The organism is Candidatus Avelusimicrobium aviculae (genome assembly GCF_949292495.1).
In the GTDB taxonomy this organism is placed as follows: Bacteria; Elusimicrobiota; Elusimicrobia; order Elusimicrobiales; family Elusimicrobiaceae; genus Avelusimicrobium; species Avelusimicrobium aviculae.
Genome location: NZ_CASEZB010000024.1, coordinates 69,227 through 78,479, shown reverse-complemented (window position 1 = coordinate 78,479; position 9,253 = coordinate 69,227). Strand labels below are relative to the sequence as shown.

Annotated in this window: 8 protein-coding genes; 6 read left to right on the top strand and 2 right to left on the bottom strand. The window is 49.7% G+C overall.

Annotated features, from left to right (window positions below; all coding sequences use genetic code 11):
• Positions 1 to 246: 246 nt before the first annotated feature.
• Complete coding sequence (gene lpxK, locus ACQY33_RS06190; RefSeq protein WP_428074985.1) at positions 247 to 1,344, bottom strand: tetraacyldisaccharide 4'-kinase; 1,098 nt, start codon at positions 1,342 to 1,344, stop codon at positions 247 to 249.
• A gap of 102 nt (positions 1,345 to 1,446) precedes the next feature.
• Here lpxK and ACQY33_RS06185 point away from each other — a divergent pair, with 102 nt between their 5' ends.
• Genes ACQY33_RS06185 through ACQY33_RS06160 form a run of 6 tightly spaced genes read left to right on the top strand, consistent with a single transcriptional unit; the run spans position 1,447 to position 7,418 of the window.
• The gene (locus tag ACQY33_RS06185; protein ID WP_428074983.1) at positions 1,447 to 2,379 is read left to right on the top strand and encodes a lysophospholipid acyltransferase family protein; all 933 of its coding nucleotides are present in this window, start codon (positions 1,447 to 1,449) and stop codon (positions 2,377 to 2,379) included.
• A complete protein-coding gene (locus ACQY33_RS06180; RefSeq protein ID WP_428074981.1) occupies positions 2,369 to 2,926 on the top strand; it encodes a D-glycero-alpha-D-manno-heptose-1,7-bisphosphate 7-phosphatase in 558 nt (185 codons plus the stop codon). The genes ACQY33_RS06185 and ACQY33_RS06180 overlap by 11 nt, the downstream gene beginning before the upstream one ends.
• Entirely contained in the window at positions 2,919 to 4,001 is a 1,083-nt protein-coding gene (locus ACQY33_RS06175) for a DUF3108 domain-containing protein (protein WP_428074979.1), read from the top strand. The genes ACQY33_RS06180 and ACQY33_RS06175 overlap by 8 nt, the downstream gene beginning before the upstream one ends.
• Positions 4,002 to 4,047: 46 nt before the next feature.
• A complete protein-coding gene (rfaE1, locus tag ACQY33_RS06170) occupies positions 4,048 to 5,037 on the top strand; it encodes a D-glycero-beta-D-manno-heptose-7-phosphate kinase (protein WP_428074977.1) in 990 nt (329 codons plus the stop codon).
• Positions 5,034 to 5,771 (top strand): 3-deoxy-manno-octulosonate cytidylyltransferase, encoded by a 738-nt coding sequence (kdsB, locus tag ACQY33_RS06165; RefSeq protein ID WP_428074975.1) that lies wholly within the window; start codon positions 5,034 to 5,036, stop codon positions 5,769 to 5,771. Before rfaE1 ends, kdsB begins: the two co-directional genes overlap by 4 nt.
• Before the next feature lie 57 nt (positions 5,772 to 5,828).
• The gene (locus tag ACQY33_RS06160; protein ID WP_428074973.1) at positions 5,829 to 7,418 is read left to right on the top strand and encodes a CTP synthase; all 1,590 of its coding nucleotides are present in this window, start codon (positions 5,829 to 5,831) and stop codon (positions 7,416 to 7,418) included.
• A 529-nt stretch (positions 7,419 to 7,947) separates the two neighbouring features.
• Here ACQY33_RS06160 and tig read toward each other — a convergent pair.
• Entirely contained in the window at positions 7,948 to 9,237 is a 1,290-nt protein-coding gene (gene tig / locus ACQY33_RS06155; protein WP_428074971.1) for a trigger factor, read from the bottom strand.
• Between the last annotated feature and the right edge of the window lie 16 nt (positions 9,238 to 9,253).

The window sequence follows — 9,253 nt, the reverse complement described above, 5'->3', positions numbered from 1 at the left end:
GTATCGGCAGTGATAAACGCAGTGACTTAATTTGGTAAGTTCCATATTGAGATGGTACTAAATATGAAGATTTGGGGATACACACTCCATCCCTCGGGCTTACGCCCGGGGTTTATTGTGAGCAGTAGTTATAAAAACCCCGGGCTGGAAACCGGGGTTTTTTATTCATAAATATCCCCGGCAAACCCGGGGCTTTATATACAAAAACACCCCCATGTACATGGGGGTGTTTACGCACAAACAAAACTATTTGCGTTTGGAAAATTTGGGGTACAGCACCTGGGTAAATTTATCCATTTGCTCTTCCCCGCCGCGTATTTTTAAATTGACGGATAAAACATATACGTCTTTTGTTAAAATCTCGCGCCAGTTGTCGGGGAATTTTACAAAATCCTTAAACGTGGTAATAAGCGGAAGGGAACCGCGGGTTTCCTCAAACGTGCGCAAGTGCTCCGGCGTGTAGAACTGATGATCCGGAAAGCGCCAGCGCTGCTTAAGCGTAAGACCCAGGTTTTCAAGGGTTTTTTCAAACGTTTCCGGGTGCCCCAACGCGCAGAAGCAGGCGGCCTCTCCCTGCACGTCTTTCAAGTCTACCTTGCGCCCTTTGCAAACGTCAAAATAATATTCGGGCTTGTGTTCGCTTTCCAAAATTTCCACTTCATCGTTATATTCGCGGATTTTGTCTTTAATGTCTTCCAGTTCGCGCGGGGTGGCCTGGTCACAATGGGTCAACACCACTAGGGCGGCGCGCTGCAAAGCCGTCAGGGGTTCGCGCAAGTTGCCGTAGGGCAACAGTTCCCCGTTTCCAAAAGGGTTTTTGGCGTCCACCAGCACGATGTTGGCGTCCCGTTTTAAGCGGTGGTGTTGAAAACCGTCGTCCAACAAAATAATTTGGCTTTTAAAGCGGCGCAGGGCTTCGGTGGCGGCCTCGGCCCGGTCCGGCGAGATGACCACCGGCACTTTATACTGGCTAAGCACGCGGCTCATCATAAAAGGTTCGTCCCCGGCGCTTCTCCAGTCCGCGTCCGGGTTATCAAACAGTACTACCACTTCTTTGCTTTTTTGCTGGCGTTTATACCCGCGGGAAACAATAGCCACCCGCAGCCCCTCTTTGGCCAGAGCGGTGGCCGCCAACAAAACCGCCGTGGTTTTGCCGGTGCCCCCTGCCGTAATATTGCCAATACACACCACACGGGAATTTACGCTTCTGACCGTTTTCCACCCGTTTTGGTAAGCAAAACGGTTCAGCCAGCCGGCGGCGCCGTATAATTTGCTGGCCCCCAATAAAAGCCACCGGCCGGGCGCGGAATTTTGCAGCTTCGTTCTTACTTCTTGCAAGTCCATAAAAAACCTCTTTTTTAAAATCTGGCGATTATTTTATTTTAGCATTTATGCGGCCTTTCTTTCTCACAATACACTCCCAATAGAAAATTGTTATAATAAGATATGCGTTTTCAAAAAACTCCTTCTCATTATATTCAATATTTGGGCCTAAAAACCGTTTGTTTTGGCTTAAGGCTGCTTCCTTATTCCTGGGCCGTGGCGGCCGGACGGTTTGCCACGGGTTCCGTACGTTTTGTAATGCCCAAACGCTTTAAGCGCACCATGTATGACATACAGCGCGCTTTTCCGGATAAATCCCCTAAAGAAGTGTATGAAATTGCCTTGGAATCTTGGCGCAACATGGGGGCTATTTTATCGGAATTTATCCACTTAACCGCCATGAAACCGCAAAAGTTTAAACAATATGTAGACATCATCGGCGCGGAAAAAATGCTGGACGCCCAAACTAAAAAAACCGGCGGCATCATACACATCGGCCATTTTACCAATTGGGAGGCCTTTGGCCTGGCAGGCGCCGTTTGGGGCGTGGACAAAGCCGTACTGGCCCAACGGGTAGACAACCCGTATGTGGACGAAGAAACCAACCGTCTGCGCAATATATTCACCGGCCGAACTTTTTACAGCAACCATGAGGACAAACCTTTCTTTGCCTCTATGCGCTGGCTGAAAAAAGGAAAACTTTTGGGCATTTTGACAGACCAAAACGCAACCTCCAGCGAAGTGTGGGTACGCTTTATGGGGCGTGTGGCGGCCTTCTCCCCCATTACCGCTTTATTGGCTATAAAAATGCAGGTGCCGGTGTTTCCGGTGCAAGTGGTACGCAAAATGGGAAAAATCGTATGTATTGTGCATGACCCGCTAATGCCGCCCAAAGAATTTTCCCAGGAAAGTATGCGCCAGTTTACGAAAGTATTGGTAGGCTGCTATGAAGATTGGCTGAAAGAAAATCCTGCTTCCTGGCTGTGGGCCCACAACCGTTGGAAACGCGAAGCGGAAGGGGAGCGTTATTTGAAGGAACACCCCAATGAAGCCTAAAATAAAGGCCGTATTTTTTGACCGGGACGGCACCCTTATACACGAAAAACCGGGCACTTATTTAAGCGACCCCGCCAAAGTGATCCCCTACAAAACGGTTTTGCCCGCTTTAAAAAAATTGCAAAAATTAGGCTTTTCTTTTTTTATCGTATCCAATCAGTCCGGCATCGGGAGGGGTTATTTTACCGCCAAGGAAGTAGACGCCTGCCACGCCCGCCTGCGCCAGCTGCTTAAACCGGTAATCATTCAAGATATTGTATATTGCCCCCATGCCCCGCAAGAGGCGTGCGCCTGCCGCAAACCCGGTACTTTGCTGGGTGAAAAACTAATAAAAAAATACGGGGTGGATGTGGCGCAATCGTATATGGTGGGAGACAAAAAGGCGGACGTTATTTTTGGCCAAACCTTAGGCCTAAAAACCATCTTAATGACTACCGCCAACGGCAAACACCATTTAAAAAAATATCCGGATTTAAAACCCACTAAAATAGCCAATAATATGCTAAACGCGGCTAGATTTATAGAAAAGGATTCTTCCCATGCGTAAATTAGGACTGCTGACGGTTTTGGTTGCGCTGTTAGCGGGTTGCAAAACCACCCCGCAAACAACCGCTCCCGCCTCGCAAGCCGCTTTGCCGCAAACCCAAACCGCCGCCGGCGCTGAGCAGGAAAAAGCACCCCTCGCGCAGCCAGAAGCCGCCTCCTCCCCCCAGCCCAACGCCGAAAAAACTGCCCCCCAGCCAAAACAAGAAACTTTACCGGAAGACGCTAACATACAAAAAAATCCGGCAGCCGCCCCAACACAAGAAAACCCGCCCGCACCCAAAGCATTGCCCCAAGATACCCCTGTTTTTGAAGATGAAGATTTAATAGATACCAAAGGCCGCCTGTTAAACCCTTACGCTTATCTAACGCCGGACGCTTCCGCCCGCGCCGGCGCCCCGTGGGACGGGGAACAATTAAAATACGGCATTTACTATACGTTTATTAAAGCGGGCACGGCTTATATACGCAACCGCGGGGTGGTGGATATAGACGGGCGTTTAGCCTATTTAATACAAACCACGGCATTTTCCGCCACGGTGATTGACGCGTTTTTTAAAGTGCGTGACATCAACCAATCCTGGATAGACACCCAAACATTTTATTCCTTGGGCTATGGGCAAAGCGTGCGGGAAGGCAGTTATAAGCGCGACGAGTGGGTAAACTTTGCCCCGCAGGAAAACCGCTACTACGGCCAAATACAAAAAAAAGACCCTGCTCCCCGGGAAATAAACGGGGAACTGACCTCGCCCGTGGCGGATTTTTTATCCGCTCTATACTTTGTACGCGCACAAAAGCTGGAAGTGGGCAAAGACATTGTGTTTGACATTGTCAACCGGGAAAAACAATACCCGCTGATTGTCAAAGTGCTTCGCAAAGAAAAAATAAAAACCCCGGCGGGAAAATTTAACTGCATTGTGGTGGAACCCCAGCTGCGGGGGGAAGGTATTTTTGTAAGCAAAGGCAAAAGCCTGACCGTTTGGCTGACAGACGATGAATACCGCATGCCCGTTAAGATGAAAACGGAAGTTTTTATAGGCAGCGTATCGGCCACTTTATTGGAATATAAAAGGCTGTAAACGCGCTAGTAAATATTTTATAATGGGATATAACAAGGAGAGGTTTATGACCACCGTACCTACCAAAAGATTAAAAGAGATTTTGCATTCATTTAAAAACCAGCCTGTTATCGTTGTGGGCGATATTATGTTGGATCATTTTATTAAAGGGGACGTTACCCGCATTTCGCCCGAAGCCCCCGTACCGGTAGTAGCCGTAAAAAAAGAATTTTTTGTAGCCGGCGGGGCGGGAAACGTGGCCGTCAATTTATCCGCCATGGGGGCCAAACCTATTTTGGTTTCCGTAGTGGGGGACGACCTGGGCGGAGAAATGTTAAAAGGCTTCCTGCGCGATAAAAACGTAGACCTGCGCGGCGTGGCGGAAGACCCCAACCGCCCCACCACCCAAAAAGTACGCGTGATGGCGGAACAACAGCAAATTGTTCGCTTTGACCGGGAAAGCAAAAAAACAGTGGACTCCGGCGTAGGCAACCAATGCATGGAGAGTTTTAAAGCCGCGCTAAAAACCGCCAAAGGGGTTATTCTGTCAGACTACGGCAAAGGCATGCTGAGCGATCATAATATTCAAGACATCATCTCCATGTGCCGGGAGAAAAAAATCCCTGTTTGCGTAGACCCCAAAATAGACAATTTTAAAAAATACAAACACATTACCTGCATGACTCCCAACACCAAAGAAGCATGGGAAGGGGCAGGGGAATCCCCCCGCAGCGGTGAGGATGCCATTACCGAACTGGGCAATAAAATTTTAAAAATGCTGGATGCCGATTCCATCCTAATCACCCGCAGCGCAGACGGCATGAGCCTGTTTGAAAAAGGCAGCAAAACCCCCGTTACGGTAAAAGCCACCGCACGGGAAGTGTTTGATGTCACCGGCGCGGGAGATACGGTCATATCCGTGCTTACCCTGGCCTTGGCGGCCGGGGCCAGCCTGCAGGAAGCGGCCGTCCTTTCCAACTATGCGGCAGGGATTGTGGTGGGTAAATCCGGCACGGCCACGGCCACTGTGGAAGAAATTGAAGGAGTTTTGCCGTGAGCGACGTTTTAATAGCCGTACCCGCGCGGTACGGGTCCTCCCGCTTGCCGGGAAAAATTTTAAAAAAGCTGGCGGGCAAGCCGGTTATCCAGCATGTATATGAACAATGCTTAAAAGCCGGCGTGGGAGACGTACTGATAGCTACGGAATCCCCGTTGGTGGTGGAAGCCTGCGCCCGGTTTGGCGCAAAAGCCATTTTAACCAGTGAGACCTGCCAAAGCGGTACGGACCGTATTTACGAGGCCGCCCAAGGCCGTACGGAAAAATACATCATTAACGTACAGGGGGACGAGCCTTTTATATCCCCCTCCACCATTACCAAAATGGCGGATATTTTAAAGAGCGACCCGGCCTGCGATATCGCCACCGCGGTGATTGCCACGCTGGATGATCAAATTATAGACAACCCCAACTGCGTAAAAGCGGTGCTTACGCCGGAAATGAAAGCGCTGTATTTTTCCCGCTCGCGTATTCCGTACAAACGCCAGCCGGACGAGGCCGCCCAAAAAGCTCCTTATTGGAAGCATTGCGGCATTTACGGCTACAAGCGGGAAGCGTTGGAAAAATTTGTCCACCTTCCGGTAAGCCCGTTGGAAAAACTGGAAAAGCTGGAACAGCTGCGCGCGCTGGAAGCCGGCATGACGATAAAATGCGCGCAAATAGAGCTCTCCGGCCCGGCCATAGATACCGAGGCGGACCTGGCGGCGGCAGAAAAATATTTACAAACTAAATAACGGGGCTCCCGCCTAAGCGGGAGCTTCCCCTTTATACACAGCACAAGGAGAGGTTTTATGAGCAAATTCATTATTATTACAGGCGGAGTGGTCAGCTCGCTGGGTAAAGGCATTTCCGGCGCCAGCATAGGCAAACTGCTGCAACTGAACGGGCTAAAAGTAAATATGATTAAGTGTGACCCGTATATTAATGTGGACCCCGGCACCATGAGCCCTTACCAGCACGGGGAAGTGTTCGTTACCACGGACGGCGCCGAGGCCGACCTAGACCTGGGCCACTATGAACGCTTTTTAGACGTAAACATGACCCGCGCCAACACCAACACCGCCGGCAGCATTTACCAAACGGTAATAGACAAAGAGCGCCGCGGGGAATATTTGGGCGCCACCGTGCAGGTAATTCCGCACATCACCAATGAAATCAAAAAACGCTTCACCGCTTTTGAAAACGAAGTGGACGTTTCCATTATAGAAATAGGCGGCACCGTGGGGGATATAGAATCCCTTCCGTTTTTGGAAGCGGCCCGCCAACTGCGGTTGGAAAAAGGAGCCAAAAACGTCATTTGCGTACACGTCACACTGGTGCCTTACATTGCCGTGGCGCAGGAACTGAAAACCAAACCCACCCAACATTCCGTAAACAAACTGCGTGAAGTGGGTATAGAACCCAGCATGCTTATTTGCCGCACGGAACAGCCGCTTTCCCAACATTTGCGGGAAAAACTATCCCTTTTCTGCAGCGTGCCGGTGCCGGCGGTGATTGAATGCGCGGACGCCAAGTCCATTTACCACGTACCGGAAATGTTCTATAAACAAAAAGTGGACGAGCAAATCATAGAGCTTTTAGGCTTAACCCCCAAACAAAAAGTGGACCCTAAATGGTTTGAATTTTTTGATAAAGCCATGAACCCCTCCAAAAGCGTTAAAATCGCCGTGGCCGGCAAATATTCCGAACTGCAGGACGCTTACAAATCCATCAGCGAGGCCCTGCGCCACGCCGGCATGAACAATGACGCAAAAATAGACATTGTGTTTGTAAACACGGAAAAAGACGCCGTGGAAGAAAAGCTGCAAAATGTGGACGGCATCTTAATTCCCGGCGGGTTTGGCGGGCGCGGCGTAAACGGCAAAATAGCCACCATTAAATACGCGCGCGAACACAAAGTGCCGTTTTTGGGCATTTGCCTGGGCATGCAGTGCACGGTAATAGAAACCGCCCGCAATTTGTGCGGCCTGCATGACGCCAACTCTACCGAATTTGACCCCACCACCAAAGACCCGGTGGTAGATTTAACCCCCCAGCAAAAGAACGTGGTGTATAAAGGCGGTACCATGCGTTTAGGCAATTACACGGCCGATTTGGAGCAAGGCTCCCTGGCGCGCAAATTATACGGCAAAGACCAAATTGTGGAACGCCACCGCCACCGTTACGAATTTAACCCCCAATACGTAAAACAACTGCGGGAAGCGGGGCTGAAAGTATCCGGCTGGCATGAAGGGGTGCTGCCGGAAATTGTGGAACGGGAAGACCACCCCTATTTTATAGCCGTGCAATTCCACCCGGAATTCGGCTCCCGCCCACTCCGCCCGCACCCGCTGTTTGACGGGCTGATTAAAGCGGCGTTAAAACAAAAAGAAAATAAATAACCCCTTAAAACCCCGCCAAACGGCGGGGTTTTTACATGGGGGTTTAAGCAGTACGCACAAAGTGTTTTGGGCGGGCTGGTTTTCACTGGCGTTTAAGAAAAGAAACGCAGGAAGTACATATGCTTTTACCGCCCGTGTCTATACAAGGGCCGTATAGTCCCCCCAAATACGGCTAAGGCGCTTCTTTTGGCTATTTACCGCCATGCTTATGCCCAAGGTTTCCACAAAAGACCGAGTCCTCCCCTTGGGCTCCCGGCACAAGCCCGCCTTATAGCTGGAAAGGATGTAACGGAAACCATAATAACTACACCAAACCGCTACCACAACCCCCCGGACAAAGTGGCTTTTAGGCATAAAAACACCGGGGAAAGCGAACCGCTTTCCCCGGTTGAGGTAAACTAATCGCCTTGGGATAACCCAAAACGACGGTACTGCAAATTTTTGTTTTCCACCCGTATTTTTGGGGAACAGATGCCGCGGCCCCGCTTTTAACACCCTGCGGGGCCAAGGGCATACAATTAAACTTGTCTTATTTAGTAACGGCTTGTTCTTTTAAGAAATCAAACACTTTCCGTTCAGACAAAGTGGCCATAATGTGGGCTTTGCGTTCATCAAAGAAAGTTTTAATTTTCTTTTCTTCGGCTTTATTGCCGCTGCTGGAGGCTAAGCTCTTGTCCAGCTCGGCTTTCCAGTCCGCCTCGGTGGCTTCCAAGTTTTCTTTCTTGGCGATGGCGTGGATAATATAACCTACGCGCAGATCTTTCTCCACAGACGGGCGGATGCGTTCCTCAAAGCTTTTGCGCTGTTCGGCGGTAAGCTGTTCGGGTTTCATGCGCGTCATGCTGGTAACGAAGTTACGCAAAGAAGATTCCGTATATTCGTCCACCAAGCTTTGGGGTAAATCAAAATGATTCATTTTTACCAAATGGTCTTCAATTTCAGCCGTTTCGGCGCGGCGGGCGTTTTGTTTGGCTTCCGCGTCCAGGCTTTCTTTCACTTTGGCTTTTAAAGCGTCCAACGTGTCAAAACCCATGTCTTTGGCAAAAGAATCGTCCAATTTGGGCAATACTTTATTTTTAATCTCGTCCACGGTTACTTCAAAAGACAAAGTATCTTCGCCTTCTTTGGTTTCAAAGGTTTTGCTGTCGCCTTTTTTCATGCCTTTTACCGCTTCGGCTAATCCGGGCATGGTTTGCGGGGCGGCCATATCAATAAGCTCGCTGTCAGCGCTTAATTTATAATCTTCCGTGCCGTTTCTTTTGCCTTTGTAATGCACCACGGCGTAGCATTTATCGTCCACCACGGCGCCGTCATCAGCGGTTTCCAGGCGGGCGTTGGCGTCCAATACGCGTTCTAAATTTTCCTGCACTTCGGCATCGGTAGCGGTTTCCGTCTTTTTGGTAAGCACAATGCCTTTGTAATCTTTTACGTCAAATTCCGGGGCAACATCCACGGCAATTTCAAAAGAAAAGGATTTGTCTTCGCTGAAAGAGGAAAAATCCCCTTTAGTAAGCACGGGCACGGTAACGGGGTTTAATTTGGTTTCTTCCAACGCGCCGGTAATAGCCGCTTTTACTACTAAATCCAAAGCGCGTTCTTTAATATGGCCGCCAAAATTTTGCTTGACCAAATCCAACGGAACTTTCCCGGCGCGGAAACCCTGCATTTGCGCACGGGACTGCACCTGTACGGCGGCATTTTGAAAGCTTTTTGCTACCAGAGCGGGGGTAGCCTCTACGGCTAACGTAACCTTGCAGCCTTCTTTAGAAAGCTGTTTGGCTTTTACTTCGCCCGCTTCTGCGGTTTTGAAAATAGACATGTATTACACTCCTGTT